The sequence below is a fragment of the Streptomyces sp. NPDC085596 genome (assembly GCF_044541565.1).
GTDB lineage: Bacteria > Actinomycetota > Actinomycetes > Streptomycetales > Streptomycetaceae > Streptomyces.
Genome location: NZ_JBITTC010000001.1, coordinates 387,682 through 408,617, shown reverse-complemented (window position 1 = coordinate 408,617; position 20,936 = coordinate 387,682). Strand labels below are relative to the sequence as shown.

Annotated in this window: 17 protein-coding genes; 12 read left to right on the top strand and 5 right to left on the bottom strand. The window is 69.3% G+C overall.

Annotated features, from left to right (window positions below):
- Positions 1-142 precede the first annotated feature (142 nt).
- Positions 143-3,262, top strand: coding sequence for an efflux RND transporter permease subunit (locus tag ACIGA3_RS01865; RefSeq protein WP_399709332.1), 3,120 nt, complete (start codon positions 143-145; stop codon positions 3,260-3,262).
- Positions 3,263-3,333: 71 nt separating this feature from the next.
- On the opposite strand, the gene nadA is transcribed toward ACIGA3_RS01865, so the two are convergent.
- The gene (nadA, locus tag ACIGA3_RS01860; protein WP_399709329.1) at positions 3,334-4,518 is read right to left on the bottom strand and encodes a quinolinate synthase NadA; all 1,185 of its coding nucleotides are present in this window, start codon (positions 4,516-4,518) and stop codon (positions 3,334-3,336) included.
- 265 nt (positions 4,519-4,783) lie between these two features.
- On the opposite strand from nadA, the gene erpA reads away from it, so the two are divergent.
- On the top strand, positions 4,784-5,140 hold the full coding sequence (gene erpA / locus ACIGA3_RS01855; RefSeq protein WP_031179888.1) for an iron-sulfur cluster insertion protein ErpA: 357 nt from the start codon (positions 4,784-4,786) through the stop codon (positions 5,138-5,140).
- Positions 5,141-5,221: 81 nt separating this feature from the next.
- On the opposite strand, the gene ACIGA3_RS01850 is transcribed toward erpA, so the two are convergent.
- Positions 5,222-7,024 carry a hypothetical protein gene (locus ACIGA3_RS01850; protein ID WP_399709325.1) on the bottom strand — a complete coding sequence of 601 codons (1,803 nt, stop codon included), beginning with the start codon at positions 7,022-7,024 and terminating at the stop codon, positions 5,222-5,224.
- Positions 7,025-7,270: 246 nt separating this feature from the next.
- Positions 7,271-7,465, bottom strand: a complete 195-nt coding sequence (locus ACIGA3_RS01845; protein ID WP_399709322.1) for a hypothetical protein — start codon at positions 7,463-7,465, stop codon at positions 7,271-7,273.
- A 131-nt stretch (positions 7,466-7,596) separates the two neighbouring features.
- Between ACIGA3_RS01845 and ACIGA3_RS01840 the strand changes: the two genes are divergently transcribed.
- A complete protein-coding gene (locus ACIGA3_RS01840) occupies positions 7,597-8,571 on the top strand; it encodes a carbohydrate kinase family protein (protein WP_399709319.1) in 975 nt (324 codons plus the stop codon).
- Between the two features lie 124 nt (positions 8,572-8,695).
- Here ACIGA3_RS01840 and ACIGA3_RS01835 read toward each other — a convergent pair whose 3' ends face one another.
- Positions 8,696-10,072, bottom strand: a complete 1,377-nt coding sequence (locus tag ACIGA3_RS01835) for a cysteine desulfurase/sulfurtransferase TusA family protein (RefSeq protein ID WP_399709316.1) — start codon at positions 10,070-10,072, stop codon at positions 8,696-8,698.
- Between the two features lie 323 nt (positions 10,073-10,395).
- Between ACIGA3_RS01835 and coxB the strand changes: the two genes are divergently transcribed.
- From coxB to ACIGA3_RS01815, 4 genes are all read left to right on the top strand, one after another.
- A complete protein-coding gene (gene coxB / locus ACIGA3_RS01830) occupies positions 10,396-11,388 on the top strand; it encodes a cytochrome c oxidase subunit II (RefSeq protein ID WP_399709313.1) in 993 nt (330 codons plus the stop codon).
- The gene (ctaD, locus tag ACIGA3_RS01825; protein ID WP_399709310.1) at positions 11,385-13,118 is read left to right on the top strand and encodes a cytochrome c oxidase subunit I; all 1,734 of its coding nucleotides are present in this window, start codon (positions 11,385-11,387) and stop codon (positions 13,116-13,118) included. The genes coxB and ctaD overlap by 4 nt, the downstream gene beginning before the upstream one ends.
- Positions 13,115-13,513 carry a cytochrome c oxidase subunit 4 gene (locus tag ACIGA3_RS01820; protein WP_399709308.1) on the top strand — a complete coding sequence of 133 codons (399 nt, stop codon included), beginning with the start codon at positions 13,115-13,117 and terminating at the stop codon, positions 13,511-13,513. The genes ctaD and ACIGA3_RS01820 overlap by 4 nt, the downstream gene beginning before the upstream one ends.
- Positions 13,514-13,645: 132 nt before the next feature.
- On the top strand, positions 13,646-14,908 hold the full coding sequence (locus ACIGA3_RS01815) for an Ig-like domain-containing protein (RefSeq protein WP_399709305.1): 1,263 nt from the start codon (positions 13,646-13,648) through the stop codon (positions 14,906-14,908).
- Positions 14,909-14,961: 53 nt separating this feature from the next.
- Here the strand turns inward: ACIGA3_RS01815 and ACIGA3_RS01810 are convergent, their stop codons facing one another.
- Positions 14,962-15,363, bottom strand: a complete 402-nt coding sequence (locus ACIGA3_RS01810) for a hypothetical protein (RefSeq protein WP_399709302.1) — start codon at positions 15,361-15,363, stop codon at positions 14,962-14,964.
- Positions 15,364-15,508: 145 nt separating this feature from the next.
- Here ACIGA3_RS01810 and ACIGA3_RS01805 point away from each other — a divergent pair, with 145 nt between their 5' ends.
- From ACIGA3_RS01805 to trpD, 5 genes are all read left to right on the top strand, one after another.
- Positions 15,509-16,129, top strand: coding sequence for a heme-copper oxidase subunit III (locus tag ACIGA3_RS01805; RefSeq protein ID WP_161147036.1), 621 nt, complete (start codon positions 15,509-15,511; stop codon positions 16,127-16,129).
- Between the two features lie 61 nt (positions 16,130-16,190).
- On the top strand, positions 16,191-17,003 hold the full coding sequence (locus ACIGA3_RS01800; protein WP_399709299.1) for a c-type cytochrome: 813 nt from the start codon (positions 16,191-16,193) through the stop codon (positions 17,001-17,003).
- Positions 17,000-18,058 (top strand): Rieske 2Fe-2S domain-containing protein, encoded by a 1,059-nt coding sequence (locus ACIGA3_RS01795; RefSeq protein WP_399709297.1) that lies wholly within the window; start codon positions 17,000-17,002, stop codon positions 18,056-18,058. The genes ACIGA3_RS01800 and ACIGA3_RS01795 overlap by 4 nt, the downstream gene beginning before the upstream one ends.
- Entirely contained in the window at positions 18,055-19,692 is a 1,638-nt protein-coding gene (locus ACIGA3_RS01790) for a cytochrome bc complex cytochrome b subunit (protein ID WP_399709294.1), read from the top strand. The genes ACIGA3_RS01795 and ACIGA3_RS01790 overlap by 4 nt, the downstream gene beginning before the upstream one ends.
- A gap of 142 nt (positions 19,693-19,834) precedes the next feature.
- The gene (gene trpD / locus ACIGA3_RS01785) at positions 19,835-20,899 is read left to right on the top strand and encodes an anthranilate phosphoribosyltransferase (RefSeq protein ID WP_399709292.1); all 1,065 of its coding nucleotides are present in this window, start codon (positions 19,835-19,837) and stop codon (positions 20,897-20,899) included.
- Positions 20,900-20,936 lie beyond the last annotated feature (37 nt).

Here is a 20,936-nt window from a genome sequence, read left to right as displayed (position 1 = left end):
CTGCGCGGGGAGTAGCGGCCCGCCCCGGAAATCGCCCTGGGGCCTACGGATCGGGCCCCGGCGATGGACCAGGGTGTGAGGTGGGCGCACAGACGCGTCCCGCCGCAGCTTCTGCCGCTCACAGAAGAGAGACCCTGTTCCCATGTCCTGGCTGTCCCGATTCAGCCTCGCGCAACGGGCCCTGATCGGCCTGATGTCGCTCATCGCGCTGGTCTTCGGAACCATCGCGATACCCCAGATCAAGCAGCAACTGCTGCCCACCATCGACCTGCCCATGGTCTCGGTGATCGCCCCCTACCAGGGCGCCTCGCCCGACGTGGTGGAGAAGCAGGTCGTCGAGCCCATCGAGGACAGCCTCCAGGGCGTCGACGGCATCACCGGCGTCACCTCCACCGCCAGCGAGGGCAACGCCGTGATCATGGCGTCCTTCGACTACGGCAACGACACCAAGCGGCTCGTCACCGACGTCCAGCAGGCCGTCAACCGGGCCCGCGCCCAGCTCCCGGACACCGTCGACCCCCAGGTCGTCTCCGGCTCCACCGACGACATGCCGACCGTGGTGCTCGCCGCGTCCTCCGGCACCGACCAGCAGGCGCTGGCCGACCGGCTGGACCGTTCGGTCGTACCCGCGCTGAAGAACATCGACGGCGTCGGCCGGGTCCAGGTCACCGGTGTGCGCGACCTCCAGGTCGCCATCACCCCGGACGACGCGAAGCTCGCCAAGGCGCGCCTCAGCCCGGCCGCGCTCATCCCGGCGCTCCAGGCGGGCGGCGCGTCCGTACCGGCGGGCTCCTTCGACGAGAACGGCGCCAACCGCACCGTCCAGGTCGGCGGCGGCTTCACCTCGCTGGCCCAGATCGAGGACCTCCGCGTCGTCGGTCAGGGCGGGGGCAAGCCCGTACGCCTCGGTGACGTCGCCACCGTCGCCGAGCGGCCCGCCCCGGCCGACTCGCTGACCCGCACCGACGGCAAGCCCAGCCTCGCCGTCAACGTCACCATGGACCACGACGGCAGCGCCGTCGCCATCTCCGACGCGGTCGAGGACCAGCTCCCGAAGCTCCGCGCCGACCTCGGCAAGGACGCCAAGCTGACGGTCGTCAGCGACCAGGGCCCCGAGGTGTCCAAGGCCATCGACGGCCTGACCACCGAGGGCGCGCTCGGCCTGCTCTTCGCCGTACTGATCATCCTGGTCTTCCTGGCCTCGATCCGCTCCACCCTGGTCACCGCGGTCTCCATCCCGCTCTCCGTGGTGCTGGCGCTGCTGGTGCTGTGGACCCGCGGGCTGTCGCTGAACATGCTCACCCTGGGCGCGCTGACCATCGCCATCGGCCGGGTCGTGGACGACTCGATCGTGGTGCTGGAGAACATCAAGCGGCACCTCGGCTACGGCGAGGAGCGCAAGGAGGCCATCCTCGGCGCCGTCCGCGAGGTCGCCGGAGCCGTCACCTCCTCCACCCTCACCACGGTCGCCGTCTTCCTGCCGATCGGCCTGGTCGGCGGCATGGTGGGCGCCCTGTTCGGCTCGTTCAGCATCACCGTGACGGCCGCCCTGCTGGCCTCGCTGCTGGTGTCGCTGACCGTGGTGCCGGTGCTGTCGTACTGGTTCCTGCGCGCCCCCAAGGGCACCCCCGAGGACGCCGAGGAGGCCCGCCGCCGGGCCGAGGAGAAGGAGGCGAACAGCCGCCTCCAGCGCCTCTACGTCCCCGTACTGCGGTTCGCCACCCGGCGCCGGCTGGTCAGCCTGCTGATCGCGGTGGTCGTGCTGTTCGGCACGTTCGGCATGGCCGGGCTGCTGAAGACCAACTTCTTCGACCAGGGCGAGCAGCAGGTCCTCACCGTCAAGCAGAAGCTGAAGCCCGGCACCAGCCTCGCCGCGACCGACGCCCAGGCCAGGCGGGTGGAGAAGCTGCTCGGCGGGATCGACGGCATCAAGGACTACCAGGTCACCGTCGGCTCCTCCGGCTTCATGGCCGCCTTCGGCGGCGGCACCGACACCAACCAGGCGTCGTACCAGGTCATGCTGAAGGACTCCGGCTCCGCCGCCGATGTGCAGCGGAAGCTGGAGGACGGGCTGAAGAAGCTCGACGGCGCGGGCACCACCACCGTCTCGGCCGGCGCGGCCTTCGGCAACCAGGACCTCAGCGTCGTGGTCAAGGCCGCCGACCCCACCGCGCTGCGCGCGGCCGCCGAGAAGGTGCGCTCCACCGTGGCCGGGCTCGACGACGTCACCGACGTCACCAGCGACCTCGCGCAGAGCGTGCCGCGTATCTCGGTGCGGGCCAATGACAAGGCGGCCGCGGCCGGATTCGACGAGCAGAAGCTCGGCGCGGCGGTCGCGCAGTCCGTGCGCGGTGTCCCGGCGGGCAAGGCCGTCCTGGACGACACCGAGCGCGACGTCGTCGTACGGTCCGCCCACCCGGCCGCCACCCTGGCCCAGCTGAAGGACCTGCGCCTCGGCGCGGTGAAGCTCGGTGACATCGCCACCGTGAAGCTGGTCGACGGACCGGTGTCCATGACCCGGATCGACGGGCGGCGCGCCGCCACCGTCACCGCCAAGCCGACCGGTGACAACACCGGCGCGGTCAGCGCCCAGCTCCAGACGAAGATCAAGGCCCTGAAGCTCCCGGCGGGCGCCACGGCCGAGATCGGCGGTGTCTCCTCCGACCAGGACGACGCCTTCAAGAACCTGGGCCTGGCCATGCTGGCGGCCATCGCCATCGTGTTCATGCTGCTGGTGGCGACCTTCCGCTCGCTCGTCCAGCCGCTGATCCTGCTGGTCTCCATCCCGTTCGCGGCCACCGGCGCGATCGGGATGCTCATCGTCACCGGCACCCCGATGGGCGTCCCGGCGATGATCGGCATGCTGATGCTCATCGGCATCGTGGTGACCAACGCGATCGTGCTGATCGACCTGGTCAACCAGTACCGGTCCCAGGGGTACGGAGTCGTCGAGGCCGTGGTGGAAGGCGGCCGCCACCGCCTCCGCCCGATCCTCATGACCGCCTTGGCGACGATCTTCGCCCTCCTCCCGATGGCGCTCGGCGTCACCGGCGAGGGCGGCTTCATCGCCCAGCCCCTCGCGGTCGTGGTGATCGGCGGCCTGATCACCTCCACCCTCCTCACCCTCCTCCTCGTCCCGACGCTCTACGCGATGGTCGAACTCCGCAAGGAGCGCCGCGCGGCGAAGAAGGCGGCGAAGCGGGAGCAGGAGCCTGAGCAGGAGCAGCCCGGCTCGGAGAAGCCGGAGCCTGCCGGAGTCTGAGCACACGACACGACGGAGGCCCGCCGAACACCCTCAGGTGCTCGACGGGCCTCCCGTCGTACGCGGTCCCGCTACGGCAGCGCGAGCATCCGCTCCAGGGCCAGCTTGGCGAACGCCTCCGTCTCCTGGTCCACCTCGATGCGGTTGACCAGGGTGCCCTCGGCCAGGGACTCCAGGGCCCAGACCAGGTGGGGGAGGTCGATGCGGTTCATCGTGGAGCAGAAGCAGACCGTCTTGTCGAGGAAGACGATCTCCTTGCCCTCGGGCGCGAACCGGTTCGCCAGCCGCCGTACGAGGTTCAGCTCGGTGCCGATGGCCCACTTGGACCCGGCCGGGGCCGCCTCCAGCGTCTTGATGATGTACTCCGTCGAGCCGACGTAGTCCGCCGCGGCCACGACCTCGTGCCGGCACTCGGGGTGCACCAGGACGTTGACGCCGGGGACCCGCTCGCGCACGTCCTCGACCGACTCCAGGCTGAAGCGGCCGTGCACCGAGCAGTGCCCGCGCCACAGGATCATCTTCGCGTCCCGCAGCTGCTCGGCGGTCAGACCGCCGTTCGGCTTGTGCGGGTTGTAGAGGACGCAGTCCTCCAGGGACATGCCCATGTCGCGGACGGCGGTGTTGCGGCCGAGGTGCTGGTCGGGCAGGAACAGCACCTTCTCGCCCTGCTGGAAGGCCCACTCCAGGGCCCGCTCGGCGTTGGAGGAGGTGCAGATGGTGCCGCCGTGCTTGCCGGTGAACGCCTTGATGTCGGCGGAGGAGTTCATGTACGACACCGGCACGACCTGCTCGGCGATGCCCGCCTCGGTCAGCACGTCCCAGCACTCCGCGACCTGCTCGGCCGTGGCCATGTCGGCCATCGAGCAGCCCGCCGCGAGGTCCGGCAGGACGACCTTCTGGTCGTCGGAGGTGAGGATGTCGGCCGACTCGGCCATGAAGTGCACACCGCAGAACACGATGTACTCGGCCTCCGGGCGCGCCGCCGCGTCACGGGCCAGCTTGAACGAGTCGCCCGTGACGTCCGCGAACTGGATGACCTCGTCGCGCTGGTAGTGGTGACCGAGGACGAAGACCTTGTTCCCGAGCTTCTCCTTGGCCGCGCGGGCGCGCTCCACGAGGTCCGGGTCGGAGGCGGCGGGCAGATCGCCGGGGCATTCGACGCCCCGCTCGCTCCTCGGGTCGGCCCCGCGGCCGAGCAGCAGCAGGGCGAGCGGAGACGGCTGTACGTCGAGCTGCGGGGTCTGGGCGGTGGTCACGGCACCTACCCTTTCTACTTTTCGTCTAACTGACGTTATCTATCATAGCCGCTTCACGTCACTTTGACGATGGCCATAGCGTCCATGTGACATGAATCCCGGACTCTCCGGCACCGGCCCGCTGCCCGGTGTCCCGGCCGTGTGCGAGCATGAGAAGAGAAGCGAGAACACGGCCACACCGGCCCGCCCGGCCCGGAATGAATCGGCCGGCGCGCCGGTTGCACTGGTCGGAAAGCAGTCTCCGTACAACTTGGGAGAGATGTAGATGTCCGTATCGGACGAGACCAGCACCGTCACCGACGGCATCATCGTGACCGACGCCGCCGCGTCCAAGGTCAAGGCGCTGCTCGACCAGGAAGGCCGGGACGACCTCGCCCTGCGTGTCGCCGTCCAGCCCGGCGGCTGCTCCGGTCTGCGCTACCAGCTCTTCTTCGACGAGCGCTCGCTCGACGGCGACGTCGTGAAGGACTTCGACGGCGTCAAGGTCGTCACCGACCGCATGAGCGCCCCGTACCTGGGCGGCGCCACGATCGACTTCGTGGACACGATCGAGAAGCAGGGCTTCACGATCGACAACCCGAACGCGACCGGCTCCTGCGCCTGCGGCGACTCCTTCAGCTAAGCCGGTCCCACAAGGCCGCGACACGACGGCGGCGGCCCCTCCTGGTGAGGGGCCGCCGCCGTCGTCGTACGCGGTGGGGCGTCAAGGGGTCAGGCTGTGCTCCGCCTTCGGGACCCGGTCGCCGTCGGTGCCGACCACCTCGCGGTCCGCGAGAGGGGCGTCCAGCGGGACGGTCCGGGTGTACTCCTTGCCGATCGCTATGCAGTTGCCCGGCCGGGGCTTCTCGGTGACCGTGACCGTCACCCGGCCCGCGCTCTCCCGCGCCGACGCGCGGTACTCGGCGCACACTCCGCCGATGAAGCGCACGGTCAGTTCCCGGCCCTCGGCGCGATAGCCCTCCACCGTCACTCCGCGCCCCTTCGGTTCCTTGGCCGCGGGGGAGGCGAGGTACTTCGGGTCGATCGCCGGGTACGCCACCGTGAAGCCGCCGCGCGCCGCCGAGCCGCGCACCTCGAACAGCCACGACGGCACCAGGGCCGGCCGGCCGTCCACCGGGCGCGCGGCCAGCCCGAACACCGCCTTCTCGACCGTCACCGAGTCGGCCTTCGGGGCGGTGGGGGAGCCGGTGGACGCACCGCACGGCTGCTCGTCGCGGTCCTTCAGCGGCACCGGGCTCGCACACCCGCCGATGCCCATCCGGTGGTCCTGCGCGGGCCCCTTGTTCATCAGCTTCACCGTGTCGGCCGCGCTCAGTACGGGGTAGGTGTCACCCTTCGTGGTCCGCCCCAGCATCCCGTGGGCGCCGACGATGTCACCCTTCTCGTCCACGGTCAGGCCGGTCGTCCAGCCGTAGGTGGGCAGACCGCCCACCACCGGGTCGGCGTTCACCACCCGCTGGGCGCCCATCACCTGGCTCGCGTCGATCTTCGCGTCGTCCTGCCCGAGTGCCTTCAGCACCGGACGCGCCACCCGCTCCGCCTCCGCGACATCGACCGGCTTGTCCGCCGGTGCGCCCGGGTCCTGCGAACAGGCGGTGATTTTACGGCAGTTGTCGGTCCCGGCCGCGTACCGGCTGTACGACCAGTCCCCGCCGGCCCCGGCCACCCGGAGCACCGGGCCGCCCTCACGCTCCCCGGCCCGCCACCCGTCGCCATCGGCCACGGGTGCGCCGTCGACCCCCAGCGCCTCGGCGAGCCGGGCGACGGCATCCTTGCCGACCTTGCCTTCCGCCACCTGGACGGGCGCCGAGCGGGGTCCGTCCGGCAGCTCGCCCCCGACGACGTAATGAACGCCGCCGTTCGGGTCGGGCTCGCCGACCGCGATCCCCGCGGCCCCGGCGCCCGGGCCGCTGTCCAGCGCGAGCGGCGGGGGAGCACCCGCACTTCCGGCCCCGGCCTGCTTCTCCCCGGCCCCGGCGGCCAGCCAGGCACCCCCGCCCCCGACCAGCAGCACGGCGGCGGCGACGGAGGCGACGATCACAGCGGTACGGGGGCGTCCGCCAGCGGCTGCGGGGACCTCCTGACCGGGCTCGGCAACAGCGGGGACATCGTCGGCGGTTTCCGGGGTCTTGCCAAGCTGCGGGGTCTCCGTGGCGTCCGGGGCCTCGGCAATGTCCGGGGTCTTCGCGGCCTTCGGAGCCTCACCAACCTCCGGGGTCCCCTCAGCCTCCAGGGCCTCGGCGATGTCCGAGGTCTCCGTGGCTTCCGGGGTCGTGTCAGCCTCCGGGGTCTTCGTGGCCTCCCGGGCCTCGCCAGCCCCCGGCTTCTCCGTGGCCTCCGGCGCCTCGCCAGCCCCCGGCTTCTCCGTGACCTCCGGTGCCTCACCGACCCCCGGGGTCTCCGCGGCCTCCCGGGTCGCCGTGTCCCCCTGGGGTTCCGAGACCTCCGAGGCCGCCTGCGGCTCCTCCTCCGGCCGGTCCGGGTTCTCGGGTCGCTCCTTGGTCACCGCATCGCTCCTCGCTGATCGTGCCCCGCGTCTCCCGCGCGGGGGACGGCGATGGGACGCGCGAGGGGAGCGCACGGTTCCAAGCCCGTGCGCCCCGGCCCGGCGGAGGGTCGCGCCGAGCCGCCGGAGGAGCACCCGCGGTTCCGGACGTGCGCGCCACGCCCATCGGAGGACGTGCCGCGGCCTCCGCCCAGTCACCTGGGCTCGCCCCGGCGAACCCCCTCCGCCGAACCGCCGGAGGCGGGCTCAGTCGCCGTAGTCCGACATCGCGTCCAGCAGACGGGCCGAACGGGTCGGGACACGTACCCCGTGGATCAGGGAGGGCGGGACCGGACGGGTGACCGTGTGCTCGGGCGGAGCCCAGTGCGGGGCCATGCGGGCGCAGTCGCCGCGCAGCGAGGGGAGGTCCACTTCGAGGTCGTCGGCCCTGAGGTTCGTCATGAGCGCACCGTAGGCACGGTGGGGCCGGTGAAGAAAGATCTACTATCGGGTAGTTTTCCCCGCTTCAGCGGGTGCCCGATTCCGGGTAGCGTGAACTGTCAGCTCCCCCTCCCGCCAGGAGAACGCCAGCCGTGCGCATCGCAGTCACCGGCTCCATCGCCACCGACCACCTCATGACCTTCCCCGGCCGCTTCGCCGACCAGCTCGTCGCGGACCAGCTGCACACGGTCTCGCTCTCCTTCCTCGTCGACAACCTCGACGTACGCCGGGGCGGCGTGGGCGCCAACATCGCCTTCGGCATGGGCCAGCTCGGCACCGGCCCGGTCCTCGTCGGCGCCGCGGGCTTCGACTTCGACGAGTACCGCGCCTGGCTCGACCGCCACGGCGTGGACACCGAGTCGGTCCGTATCTCCGAGACCCTGCACACCGCCCGCTTCGTGTGCACCACCGACGCCGACCACAACCAGATCGGCTCCTTCTACACCGGCGCCATGAGCGAGGCCCGGCTGATCGAGCTGAAGACGGTCGCGGACCGCGTCGGCGGCCTGGACCTCGTCCTGATCGGCGCCGACGACCCGGAGGGCATGCTCCGCCACACCGAGGAGTGCCGCTCCCGTTCCATCCCCTTCGCCGCCGACTTCTCCCAGCAGATCGCCCGCATGGAGGGCGAGGAGATCCGGATACTGCTGGACGGCGCCACGTACCTGTTCTCCAACGAGTACGAGAAGGGCCTCATCGAGACCAAGACCGGCTGGACCGACGAGCAGATCCTCGCCAAGGTCGGCCACCGCGTCACCACCCTCGGCTCGCGCGGCGTGCGCATCGAGCGGGTCGGCGAGGACCCGATCGAGGTCGGCTGCCCGGACGAGGAGCGCAAGGCCGACCCCACGGGTGTCGGCGACGCCTTCCGCGCCGGCTTCCTCTCCGGGCTCGCCTGGGGTGTCTCCCTGGAGCGTGCGGCGCAGGTCGGCTGCATGCTGGCGACCCTCGTCATCGAGACGGTCGGTACGCAGGAGTACCAGCTCCGCCGCGCCCACTTCATGGACCGCTTCACCAAGGCGTACGGCGAGGATGCTGCCGCCGAGGTTCGCGAGCACCTGAGCTGAAGTTCTTGCCTTTACGGGTCCGTGGTTCGCTGCGGGCCCGTCAAGGCTGGTCGCGCCCACGCGGCGGAGCCGCACATGCAATACAGCCCCGCGCCCCTGGGTGAGCTGGTGCTGAACCCCCTGATCAGCTCACCCTTCGGACGACGTACGCCGCTCCCCGCTCCGCCGGCTCCTCGCCCACGTACTCCTGCCCCCGCATCTCGCACCACGCCGGGATGTCCAGCCGGGCCGCCTCGTCGTCGGACAGGACCCGCACCGTGCCGCCCACCGGCACCTCGCCGATCACCTTGGCCAGCTCGATCACCGGGATCGGGCACCGCTTGCCGAGTGAGTCCACCACCAGCTCCGCCGCCCGCGCCTCCACCTGCGGCGCCGGCGCCCCGAGCTGGGCCCGGACCCCGGACACCACACCGGGCAGCACATCGAGGAACCGCTCGACCTCCTCCGCCGCCACGCCCGACGGCAGCGACACACGGACGTTGCCCTCGCTCAGTACCCCCATCGCCTTGAGCACATGGCTCGGCGTCAGCGTGCCGCTGGTGCAGGAGGAGCCGGAGGAGACGGAGAAGCCCGCCCGGTCCAGCTCGGACAGCAGCACCTCGCCGTCGACGTACAGACAGGAGAAGGTGACCATCCCCGGCAGCCGCCGCTCCGGATCGCCCACCACCTCCACGTCCGGCACCAGCCGCGGCACCCGGGCCCTGATCCGGTCGGTCAGCGCCCGCAGCCGTACCGCCTCCGCGTCCGCCTCGGCCCGCACCGCCCGCAGCGCGGCCACGGACGCCACGATCGCCGGAATGTTCCCGAACCCGGCGACGCGCCCCGACTCCCGCTCCTCGCCCGGCCCCTGGGCCGCGAACCGCACCCCCTTGCGCACCACCAGCAGCCCCACCCCCGAGGGTCCGCCCCACTTGTGCGCGCTGGCGGTCAGCAGCGACCAGCCCTCCGGCACCGGCCCCCAGCCCAGCGACTGGGCCGCGTCCACCAGCAGCGGCACCCCGGCCGCCCGGCACGCCGCGGCCACCTCGGCCACCGGTTGCACGGTGCCCACCTCGTGGTTGGCCGACTGAAGACACGCCAGCGCGGTGTCCACCCGCAGCGCCTCCGCGTACGCCGACGGGTCGACCGCGCCAAGGCGGCTGACGCCCACTCGGGTGACGGAACCGCCCTCGGCCTCGAACGCGTCCGCCGAATGGAGGACAGAGGAATGTTCGACCGCTGACACGATCAGGTGACGTCCCACGCGCCGCCGCCCGGCCAGCGCCCCCGCGACACCCCCTTGTACGGCCCGCGTCCCGGACGAGGTGAACACCACCTCGTCGGCCCGGCACCCCACCACCTCGGCCGCCGCCTCCCGAGCCGCGTCCATCAGCATCCGGGCCCGCCGCCCCTCCCGGTACAGCCGCCCAGGATCAGCCCACCCCTCGTCCAGCGACGCCAACAACGCCTGACGAGCGACAGGATGAAGCGAAGCACCGGAAGCAACATCGAAGTAGGCCACACAGCAACGTTAGAACGCCGTTTGGTCTTGCCGGCCTGGGGGCGCGGGGCTGTGTCCATTTGCGGCTCCGCCGCGGGGCGCGACCAGCCCCCACGCAGCCGCACAAACCCTCAAACCGGAACAACAACGGCGATTGGCTCCGCTCCAACACCCCCCAGAAGGACCCGACGACGCGTATGCCCCCCTCCCCGCGAACCGTCGGAGACCGTCGGCTAGGGTTTGGTCCGCATAAACATCCAAACCCCTGCCCGACGCAGGGCGGCGACCGACCAGCGAGAAGGCCGCAGCCGACAGCGCGGGCGAGACTCTCGGGAAGGCGCTACGTGAGTCCCAACGGCTCCGACCTCCCCCTTCGCCCGAAAGGCGTGGGCGGTACCCCCAAGCCGCGGCGCCCGATGCGGCGGAAGCTGCTGCAGGCACTGACCGCGGGCCTGGTTCTTGCGACCGCAACCGGTTGCACATACAAGGACTTCCCCCGCCTTGGCATGCCCACCCCGACCACGGAAGAGGCTCCCCGCATCCTCTCCCTGTGGCAGGGCTCGTGGGCCGCCGCGCTCGCTACCGGCGTGCTGGTGTGGGGCCTGATCCTGTGGAGCGCCATGTTCCACCGGCGCAGCCGCACCAAGGTCGAGGTTCCGCCGCAGACGCGGTACAACATGCCCATCGAGGCGCTGTACACGGTGGTTCCGATCATCATCGTCTCGGTGCTCTTCTACTTCACCGCGCGGGACGAATCGAAGCTCCTCAGCCTTGAGAAGAAGCCGGACGTCACGGTCAACGTGGTCGGCTTCCAGTGGAGCTGGGGCTTCAACTACGTCGAGAACGTGCCGGGTTCCCCGGGCAATGCCAAGAAGGACCCGAACCTGGCCGCCATCCCGACGCGGTTCGTGGACCAGTTCCCGGCCGACGCCGGCGGTGTCTACGACGTCGGTACTCCGGGTACGCGGAACCCGCAGACCGGCAACCCCGGTCCGACCCTCTGGCTCCCCAAGGGCAAGACGGTCCGCTTCATCCTGACCTCGCGTGACGTCATCCACTCCTTCTGGGTGGTGCCGTTCCTCATGAAGCAGGACGTGATTCCGGGCCACACCAACGCCTTCCAGGTGACTCCCAACAAGGAGGGCACCTTCATGGGCAAGTGCGCGGAGCTCTGCGGCGTCGACCACTCCCGGATGCTGTTCAACGTGAAGGTCGTCTCCCCCGAGCGTTACGAGCAGCATCTCAAGGACCTCGCCAAGAAGGGGCAGACCGGTTACATTCCCGCCGGCATCGCGCAGACGAGCCACGAGAAGAACCGGGAGACGAACAACCTGTGAGCATCCTCAATGAACCCCAGGGTGCCGGCGCAGCCGAGGACTCGAACGAGAACGAGCTGTTGATCAGGCGCAAGCAGCCCGGCAACGTCGTGGTGAAGTGGCTGACGACCACCGACCACAAGACGATCGGCACGCTCTACCTGGTGACGTCGTTCGCGTTCTTCCTCATCGGTGGCGTGATGGCGCTGCTCATGCGCGCCGAGCTGGCGCGCCCGGGCATGCAGATCGTTTCCAACGAGCAGTTCAACCAGGCGTTCACGATGCACGGCACCGTGATGCTGCTGATGTTCGCCACCCCGCTGTTCGCGGGCTTCGCGAACTGGATCATGCCGCTCCAGATCGGCGCGCCGGATGTGGCGTTCCCGCGGCTGAACATGTTCGCCTACTGGCTCTACCTGTTCGGCTCGACCATCGCCGTGGGCGGCTTCCTCACCCCGCAGGGTGCGGCCGACTTCGGCTGGTTCGCCTACTCCCCGCTGTCGGACGCGGTCCGCTCGCCGGGCATCGGCGCCGACATGTGGATCATGGGTCTGGCCTTCTCCGGCTTCGGCACCATCCTCGGCTCGGTCAACTTCATCACCACGATCATCTGCATGCGCGCTCCCGGCATGACGATGTTCCGCATGCCGATCTTCGTGTGGAACGTGCTGCTGACCGGTGTGCTGGTCCTGCTGGCCTTCCCCGTGCTGGCCGCCGCGCTGTTCGCCCTGGAGGCGGACCGCAAGTTCGGTGCCCATGTCTTCGACGCCGCCAATGGCGGGGCCCTGCTATGGCAACACCTCTTCTGGTTCTTCGGCCATCCAGAGGTGTACATCATCGCGCTACCGTTCTTCGGCATCATTTCCGAGATCATCCCGGTGTTCTCGCGCAAGCCGATGTTCGGCTACATGGGCCTCATCGCGGCCACGATCGCGATCGCCGGTCTCTCGGTGACGGTGTGGGCGCACCACATGTACGTCACCGGCGGTGTGCTGCTGCCGTTCTTCTCCTTCATGACGTTCCTCATCGCGGTCCCGACCGGTGTGAAGTTCTTCAACTGGATCGGCACGATGTGGAAGGGCTCACTGTCCTTCGAGACACCGATGCTCTGGACGACCGGCTTCCTGATCACCTTCGTCTTCGGTGGTCTGACCGGTGTCATCCTGGCCTCGCCGCCGATGGACTTCCACGTCTCGGACTCGTACTTCGTGGTGGCGCACTTCCACTACGTGGTCTTCGGTACGGTCGTCTTCGCGATGTTCGCCGGCTTCCACTTCTGGTGGCCGAAGTTCACCGGCAAGATGCTGGACGAGCGCCTCGGCAAGATCACCTTCTGGACGCTGTTCATCGGCTTCCACGGCACCTTCCTGGTCCAGCACTGGCTGGGCGCCGAGGGCATGCCGCGCCGGTACGCCGACTACCTGGCGGCCGACGGCTTCACCGCGCTGAACACGGTCTCGACGATCGCCTCGTTCCTGCTCGGCCTGTCGATCCTGCCGTTCCTCTACAACGTGTGGAAGACGGCCAAGTACGGCAAGCCGGTCAACGTCGACGACCCGTGGGGCTACGGCCGCTCGCTGGAGTGGGCGACCTCCTGCCCGCCGCCGCGGCACAACTTCGTCACCCTGCCGCGGATTCGCAGCGAATCCCCGGCGTTCGACCTGCACCACCCCGAGATCGCCGCCCTCGAGCAGCTTGAGCACGCCGGTCACGGCGCCTCCATCGCGGGCAGCAAGGAGGCCGGCAAGTGAAGATCCAGGGCCGGATGTTCATCTGGCTGAGCTTCTTCGTCCTGACCATGGCCGTCGTGTACGGCGTGTGGTCGAAGGAGCCGGCCGGCACCACGGCGCTCTTCCTGGCCTTCGGCCTGTGCATCATGATCGGCTTCTACCTGGGCTTCACCGCCCGGCGGGTCGACGCGGGCGCGCAGGACGACAGGGAGGCCGACGTCGCGGACGGCGCGGGCGAGCTGGGCTTCTTCAGCCCGCACAGCTGGCAGCCGCTGTCCCTCGCCGTCGGTGGCGCGCTGGCCTTCCTCGGTATCGCGGTCGGCTGGTGGCTGCTGTACTTCTCGGCACCCCTCATCGTGATCGGCCTCTTCGGCTGGGTGTTCGAGTACTACCGCGGTGAGAACCGCACCCAGTAACACAGCGCGGTAAGCGGCGGGAGCCCGGACACTCCATCAGGAGGGTCCGGGCTCCTCCCTTTGCCGCGGTGTCCGTCCCTCATACGGGTTACGCGCCGCGCCAGTGATGTCTTCATCTCATAGCGTGATCATATGAACCAGACTGCGCGGACCCGCACTGTCGTCAGCTGCACCTTGCTGGTGGCCGCCCTCGGCGCGGGCGTCACCGGCTGCGGCTCGGACGGCAACGCCCTGTCGGCCAAGCCGTACGACGCGGCGGACCAGATCGTCTTCAACGCGCCCACCGACAAGGCGAAGCGGGCCGACCCGGACAAGCCCCTGGAAGTCACGCTCAAGAGCGGTGAGGGCCGGATCACCGACGTCACCGCCATGGACTCCACAGGGCGCTATGTGGCGGGCGAACTCGCCGCCGACGGCGGGCGCTGGCACAGCACCTCTCCGCTGGCCGCCAACGCCCATTACACGGTCCGCGTGAGCACCGAGGACGACGACGGCGCACCCGGCCGCAAGATCCTCAGCTTCGACACCATCAAACCGACGAGCAAGAAGAGCCTGGGCGTCGCCTTCGGGCCCGAGGCGGGGGAGTACGGCGTAGGACAGCCCGTCACCGCCACCCTCGACCAGCCGGTCAAGGACAAGGCCCAGCGGGCCGTGGTGGAGAGCGGCCTGCGCGTGGACTCCGTCCCGGCCGTGCAGGGCGCCTGGTACTGGGTCAGCGACAAGGAGCTCCACTACCGGCCCAAGGAGTACTGGCCGGCCCATGCCACCGTCCAGGTGCACAGCAACCTGGACGGCATCAAGATCAGTGACCGGCTCTGGGGCGGCAAGAGCAAGGACCTGAAGATCACCACCGGGGACAAGGTGGAGGCCATCACGGACGCCGCCACGCACCAGCTGACGTTCTACAAGAACGGTGAGGCGATCAACACCATCCCGGTGACCACCGGCAAGCCCGGCTTCGAGACCCGCAACGGCGTCAAGGTGGTCCTGGAGAAGCAGTACTTCGTACGGATGCGCGGTACCACCGTCGGCATCGCCGAGGGCAGCTCCGACTCCTACGATCTGCCGGTCTACTACGCCACCCGCGTCACCTGGTCGGGTGAGTACGTGCACGCCGCGCCCTGGTCGGTCGGCTCACAGGGATACGCCAACGTGAGCCACGGCTGCACCGGCATGAGCACCGGGAACGCGGAGTGGTTCTTCGACCACGTCCGGACCGGCGACATCGTCAAGGTCGTCAACTCGGGCGGCCACGCGATGGAGGACTTCGGCAACGGCTTCGGTGACTGGAACCTGGACTGGACGAAGTGGGGCGCGGGAAGCGCCCTGACCGGCGCCGCCCAGAACGGCTCGGCGCCCAGGGACTCCGTACGCCTGCGCCCCGCCGCCGCGTGACGCGCCGGGATGCGGGAGCCGGACCCGGCCCCGCATCCCCGCAGCGGGCCGCTCTAGGCGCTCTGGAGGCGCTTGCGGCGGAGCAGGGCGGCGAGGGACTCCGCGAACTCCATCGGGTCGACCGGCAGCGTCACCGCCGCGTCGGCCCTGCTCCAGGTCGCCAGCCAGGCGTCCTGGGGGCGGCCCATCAGCAGCAACACCGGCGGGCAGTCGAAGACTTCGTCCTTGAGCTGGCGGCACACCCCCATGCCGCCCAGGGGCACCGCCTCGCCGTCCAGCACACAGACGTCGATCCCGCCCCGGTCCACCTCGCGCACCACGGCCTCGGGCGTGGCGCACTCCACGAACTCCACCAGCGGTACGTCCGGAGCAGGCCGGCGCCCGGCGGCGAGCCGTACCTGTTCGCGGGTGTTGGAGTCGTCGCTGTACACCAGCACAGTGGCGGTCGGCTGCATGCTTCCTCCGAGACGTCGGCGTCTTACGGACGGGCCTTTCCGGGGCGGATGTTACTCCCCTGGGCAGCACGTCAACACCGGTACGACAGGCGAAGACACTCCGAACGGCACCCCCGGAGTGAGGGCGAGATAAGCGACCGACATAATGTCGGTCGTGGCGACAGCAACGACAGTAGACACCGGGCACGCGCACCCCTCGGTCAACCGGCCGAACCTCACCAGCGTCGGAACCATCATTTGGCTGAGTTCCGAGCTGATGTTCTTCGCGGCCCTCTTCGCGATGTACTTCACCGCTCGATCGGTGACCGGACTGGATCACTGGAAGGAGATGGCGCACGCGCTCAACGTGCCCTTCTCTGCAACGAACACCACGATCCTGGTGCTCTCCTCCCTGACCTGCCAGCTCGGCGTGTTCGCCGCCGAGCGCGGGGACGTGAAGAAGCTCCGCGGATGGTTCATCGTCACCTTCATCATGGGTGCGATCTTCATCGGCGGACAGATCTTCGAGTACACGGAACTGGTGAAGAAGGACGGCATCTCGCTGTCCTCCGACGTCTATGGCTCCGTGTTCTACCTGACCACCGGCTTCCACGGCCTGCACGTGACGGGCGGCCTCATCGCCTTCCTGCTGGTCCTCGGCCGCACCTACGCGGCGAAGAGGTTCACTCACGAGCAGGCGACCGCCGCCATCGTCGTGTCCTACTACTGGCACTTCGTCGATGTGGTCTGGATCGGCCTCTTCGCCACGATCTACCTGATCAAGTAGCGGGGAACGTCCCGCACATCCAGAAGCACCGACGCAGAAGATCCTGACACCGGGGTAATCCGTGAAAAAGCTCTCCGCACGACGACGCCATCCGCTGGCGGCGGTCGTCGTCCTACTTCTCGCGCTGGCGGCCACTGGGGGGCTGTACGCCGCGTTCGCGCCCGCGGGCAAGGCGCAGGCCGATGAAACCTCCCAGTCCCTGACCATCAAGGAGGGCAAGAAGCTCTACGAGGTCGGCTGCGCCAGCTGCCACGGCACCGGTGGCCAGGGCTCCTCCGACGGCCCGAGCCTGGTCGGGGTCGGCGCCGCCGCGGTCGACTTCCAGGTCGGCACCGGCCGGATGCCCGCCTCCAGCTCGCAGATGGCCCAGATCCCGAGCAAGAAGCCCATCTACAGCCAGGCCGAGATCGACCAGCTCGCCGCGTACGTCGCGTCGCTGGGCGCCGGGCCGAGCGTGCCGACGAAGGAGCAGTACTCCAAGGACGGTGCGGACATCGCCATGGGTGGCGAGCTGTTCCGCACCAACTGCGCGCAGTGCCACAACTTCACCGGCAAGGGTGGTGCCCTCACCAAGGGCAAGTACGCCCCGAGCCTCGAGGGCGTCGACCCCAAGCACATCTACGAGGCCATGCAGACGGGCCCGCAGAACATGCCGTCCTTCCCCGACACCACCATGACGGAGAAGAACAAGAAGGACATCATCGCGTACCTGAACGCGGTCAACAGCAGTGAGACCGAGAACCCCGGCGGCCTGGAGCTGGGCGGCCTCGGCCCGGTCAGTGAGGGCCTGTTCGCCTGGATCTTCGGCCTCGGCGCGCTGATCGCGGTCGCCGTCTGGGTCGCCGCTCGGACCGCAAAGGCCAAGAAGTCATGAGTAGCCAAGACATTCCAGAAGAGAACCTGCCCGCCGCGCAGGACCACCCGCACGGCTCGGTGAGCGTCGCGGACGAGGAGACCCCGTTCGCCGATCCGGGGCTCCCGCCGCACGAGCACCGTGCCCAGGACATCGACGAGCGGGCCGCCAGGCGGTCCGAGCGGTCGGTCGCCCTGCTGTTCACGGTGTCGATGCTGGCCACCCTCGGCTTCATCGCGTCGTACGTGACCATCCCGCACGACAAGTCGATCTTCGTCTTCCCGATCGGTCACGTCAGCGCGCTCAACTTCGCGCTGGGCCTGACCCTCGGTACGGCGCTGTTCTGCATCGGCGCGGGTGCCGTCCACTGGGCGCGCACCCTGATGTCCGACGTGGAGATGACCGCCGAGCGTCACCCGATCGCGGCTGAGCCGACGGTCCGTGCGCAGGTCTTCGACGACTTCCGTCAGGGAGCCGAGGAGTCGGGGATCGGCCGTCGCAAGCTGATCCGCAACACCATGTTCGGCGCGCTCGCGATGGTGCCGCTCTCCGGTGTCATGCTGCTGCGCGACCTCGGCCCGCTGCCCCACAACTCGCTCCGCCACACGCTGTGGGCGAAGGGCAAGCTCCTCGTCAACGTCAACACCAACGAGCCGCTGCGTCCCGAGGACGTGGCCGTCGGCTCGCTGACCTTCGCCAAGCCCGAGGGCCTGGAGGAGACGGACGAGGACTTCCAGGACCAGATCGCCAAGGCCGCCCTGATGATCATCCGGCTCCAGCCGAACGACATCAAGGACAAGCAGGAACTGGCCTGGTCCCACGAGGGCATCGTCGCGTTCTCGAAGATCTGCACCCACGTGGGCTGCCCGATCTCCCTGTACGAGCAGCAGACGCACCACGTGCTGTGCCCGTGCCACCAGTCCACCTTCGACCTCTCCGACGGCGCCCGAGTGATCTTCGGCCCTGCCGGTCACGCCCTGCCGCAGCTTCGCATCGCCGTGAACGACGAGGGTTACCTCGAAGCGCTCGGCGACTTCGCGGAGCCCGTCGGTCCTGCATTCTGGGAGCGCGGATGAGTACTGCGACCAACGACGCGTCCCGCTCGCGCGGGAAGGCCCCGGCCGGCGAGCGCGTAGCCGACTGGGCCGACGGCCGGCTGGGGATCTACTCCCTGGCCAAGGCCAACATGCGGAAGATCTTCCCCGACCACTGGTCGTTCATGCTGGGCGAAGTCTGCATGTACAGCTTCCTCATCATCATCCTGACCGGTGTGTATCTGACGCTGTTCTTCCACCCGTCGATGAACGAGGTGGAGTACCACGGCAGTTACGTCCCGCTCCAGGGACAGCTGATGTCGGAGGCGTTCAGCTCGACCCTGCACATCTCCTTCGATGTGCGCGGTGGTCTGCTCATCCGGCAGATCCACCACTGGGCCGCGCTGATCTTCCTGGCCGGCATGTTCGTGCACATGATGCGCGTGTTCTTCACGGGTGCGTTCCGCAAGCCGCGTGAGGTCAACTGGCTGTTCGGCTTCCTGCTGTTCGTCCTCGGCATGTTCACCGGTTTCACCGGTTACTCGCTCCCGGACGACCTGCTCTCCGGCACCGGTGTGCGCTTCACCGAGGGCGCGATCCTGTCCATGCCGATCGTCGGCACGTACATCTCGTTCTTCCTCTTCGGCGGCGAGTTCCCCGGCCACGACTTCGTGGCCCGGTTCTACTCGATCCACATCCTGCTGCTGCCGGGCATCATGCTCGGTCTGATGGTGGCGCACCTGATCCTGGTCTTCTACCACAAGCACACGCAGTTCGCGGGTCCGGGGAAGAAGGAGACCAACGTCGTCGGCATGCCGCTGCTGCCGGTGTACATGGCCAAGGCCGGAGGCTTCTTCTTCCTGGTCTTCGGTGTCATCGCGGCCATCGCCGCGGTCGCCCAGATCAACCCCATCTGGGCGATGGGCCCGTACCGGCCCGACCAGGTCTCCACCGGCGCCCAGCCCGACTGGTACATGGGCTTCGCCGAGGGTCTGGTCCGCTACATGCCGGGCTGGGAGATCAACTTCTGGGGCCACACGCTGGTCCTGGGCGTGTTCATCCCGCTGGTGCTGTTCGGCGTGGTGCTGATGGCCATCGCGGTCTACCCGTTCATCGAGTCCTGGGTCACCGGCGACAAGAGCGAGCACCACATCCTGGACCGCCCGCGCAACGCCCCGACGCGTACCGCGTTCGGCGTCGCCTGGGTCACGGTGTACATGATCGGTCTGGTCGGCGGTGGCAACGACCTGTGGGCCACCCACTTCCACCTGTCGATCAACCAGGTCACCTGGTTCGTCCGGATCTTCTTCTTCGCCGGACCGGTGATCGCGTTCATCGTCACCAAGCGGATCTGCCTCGGCCTCCAGCGCCGGGACAAGGACAAGGTGCTGCACGGCCGCGAGACCGGCATCATCAAGCGCCTGCCGCACGGTGAGTTCATCGAGGTGCACGAGCCGCTCAGCCAGGAGCAGTTGCACACCCTGACGGCGCACCACCAGTACGAGCCCGCCGAGATCGGCCCCACGGTCGACGAGAACGGGGTCGAGCGGAAGGTGAAGCCCACCGAGCGGCTGCGGGTCAAGCTGTCCAACGCCTACTACGGCGAGGACAACCAGATCCCGAAGCCGACCGTCGACGAGTACAAGGAGATCACGAGCGGCCACGGCCACCACTGATCCCCGCGTCGCCACGCCACGGCCGAAGGGCCCCGTCCGGAACACCGGCGGGGCCCTTCGCCCTGTTCAGGCTGGATAAGGTGGGACCGGGCACCCCGCGTGCCCGCAGGATCTGTCTTTCTCACACACCCAGGAGCGGCTGATGAGAGCTGTGACCCCCGCTGGAGGCGACATCGCGGCGGGCCGTTCCTGGCCCGAGGTACTGAACGCCCTGCTGGAGGGCCAGGACCAGAGCGCGGACGCCACCGCCTGGGCGATGGACCGGATCATGCGCGGCGAGGCGACGGACGCCCAGATCGCGGGCTTCCTCGTGGCGCTGCGGGCCAAGGGCGAGACGGTCGAGGAGATCACCGGGATCGTCCGGGCGATGTACGAGCACGCCAATGTGATCGAGGTGCCCGGCCGGACCGTGGACATCGTCGGCACCGGCGGGGACGGCGCCAAGACGGTGAACATCTCCACGATGTCCTCCATCGTGGTCGCCGGCACCGGTGCGAAGGTCATCAAGCACGGCAACCGGGCCGCGTCCTCGGCCTCCGGTTCCTCGGACGTGCTGGAGCGGCTCGGCGTCAACCTGGAGCTGACGCCGAAGCGGGTGGCCGAGGTCGCGGAGGAGGCGGGGATCACCTTCTGCTTCGCGGTCAAGTTCCACCCGGCGCTGCGTCATGTCGGCGCCGCCCGCGGCCAGCTGGGCATCCGTACGGTCTTCAATGTCATCGGTCCGCTGACCAACCCGGCGCGGGTGCGCTCCCAGGCGGTGGGCGTGGCGAACCTCGCCATGGCGCCGATCGTGGCGGGCGTCTTCGCCGAGCGCGGCAACTCCTCCCTGGTCTTCCGGGGCGAGGACGGCCTCGACGAGCTGACCACCACCTCGCCCTCGCGGGTGTGGATCGTGCGCGACGGCAAGGTCACCGAGGAGGTCTTCGACCCCCGTGACGTCGGCATCGAGCTGGTGCCGGTGGAGGCGCTGCGCGGCGGCGACCCGGCGTACAACGCGATGGTGGCCCGGCAGGTGCTGGAGGGCGAGCGGGGGCCGGTGCGGGACGCGGTGCTGCTGAACTCGGCGGCCGCGCTGGTCGCGCTGGACCCGACCGGGGAGCCGCTGGCCGAGCAGCTGCGGGCGGGCATGGCGAGGGCCGCCGAGTCCATCGACTCCGGCGCCGCGGCGCGCACACTGGAGCGCTGGGTGGCGGCCAGCAACCGGTAGCGGTTGTGCTTTTCCGGTGCGGCGGGGAGCGGTTGCT

Bases quoted from the DNA above. Each gene is read 5' to 3' on its own strand.
- ACIGA3_RS01865 (WP_399709332.1), top strand. From the start codon at position 143: ATGTCCTGGCTGTCCCGATTCAGCCTCGCGCAACGGGCCCTGATCGGC.
- erpA (WP_031179888.1), top strand. From the start codon at position 4,784: ATGTCCGTATCGGACGAGACCAGCACCGTCACCGACGGCATCATCGTG.
- ACIGA3_RS01845 (WP_399709322.1), bottom strand. From the start codon at position 7,465: ATGACGAACCTCAGGGCCGACGACCTCGAAGTGGACCTCCCCTCGCTG.
- ACIGA3_RS01815 (WP_399709305.1), top strand. From the start codon at position 13,646: ATGAACCAGACTGCGCGGACCCGCACTGTCGTCAGCTGCACCTTGCTG.
- ACIGA3_RS01810 (WP_399709302.1), bottom strand. From the start codon at position 15,363: ATGCAGCCGACCGCCACTGTGCTGGTGTACAGCGACGACTCCAACACC.
- ACIGA3_RS01805 (WP_161147036.1), top strand. From the start codon at position 15,509: ATGTCGGTCGTGGCGACAGCAACGACAGTAGACACCGGGCACGCGCAC.
- ACIGA3_RS01795 (WP_399709297.1), top strand. From the start codon at position 17,000: ATGAGTAGCCAAGACATTCCAGAAGAGAACCTGCCCGCCGCGCAGGAC.
- ACIGA3_RS01790 (WP_399709294.1), top strand. From the start codon at position 18,055: ATGAGTACTGCGACCAACGACGCGTCCCGCTCGCGCGGGAAGGCCCCG.
- trpD (WP_399709292.1), top strand. From the start codon at position 19,835: ATGAGAGCTGTGACCCCCGCTGGAGGCGACATCGCGGCGGGCCGTTCC.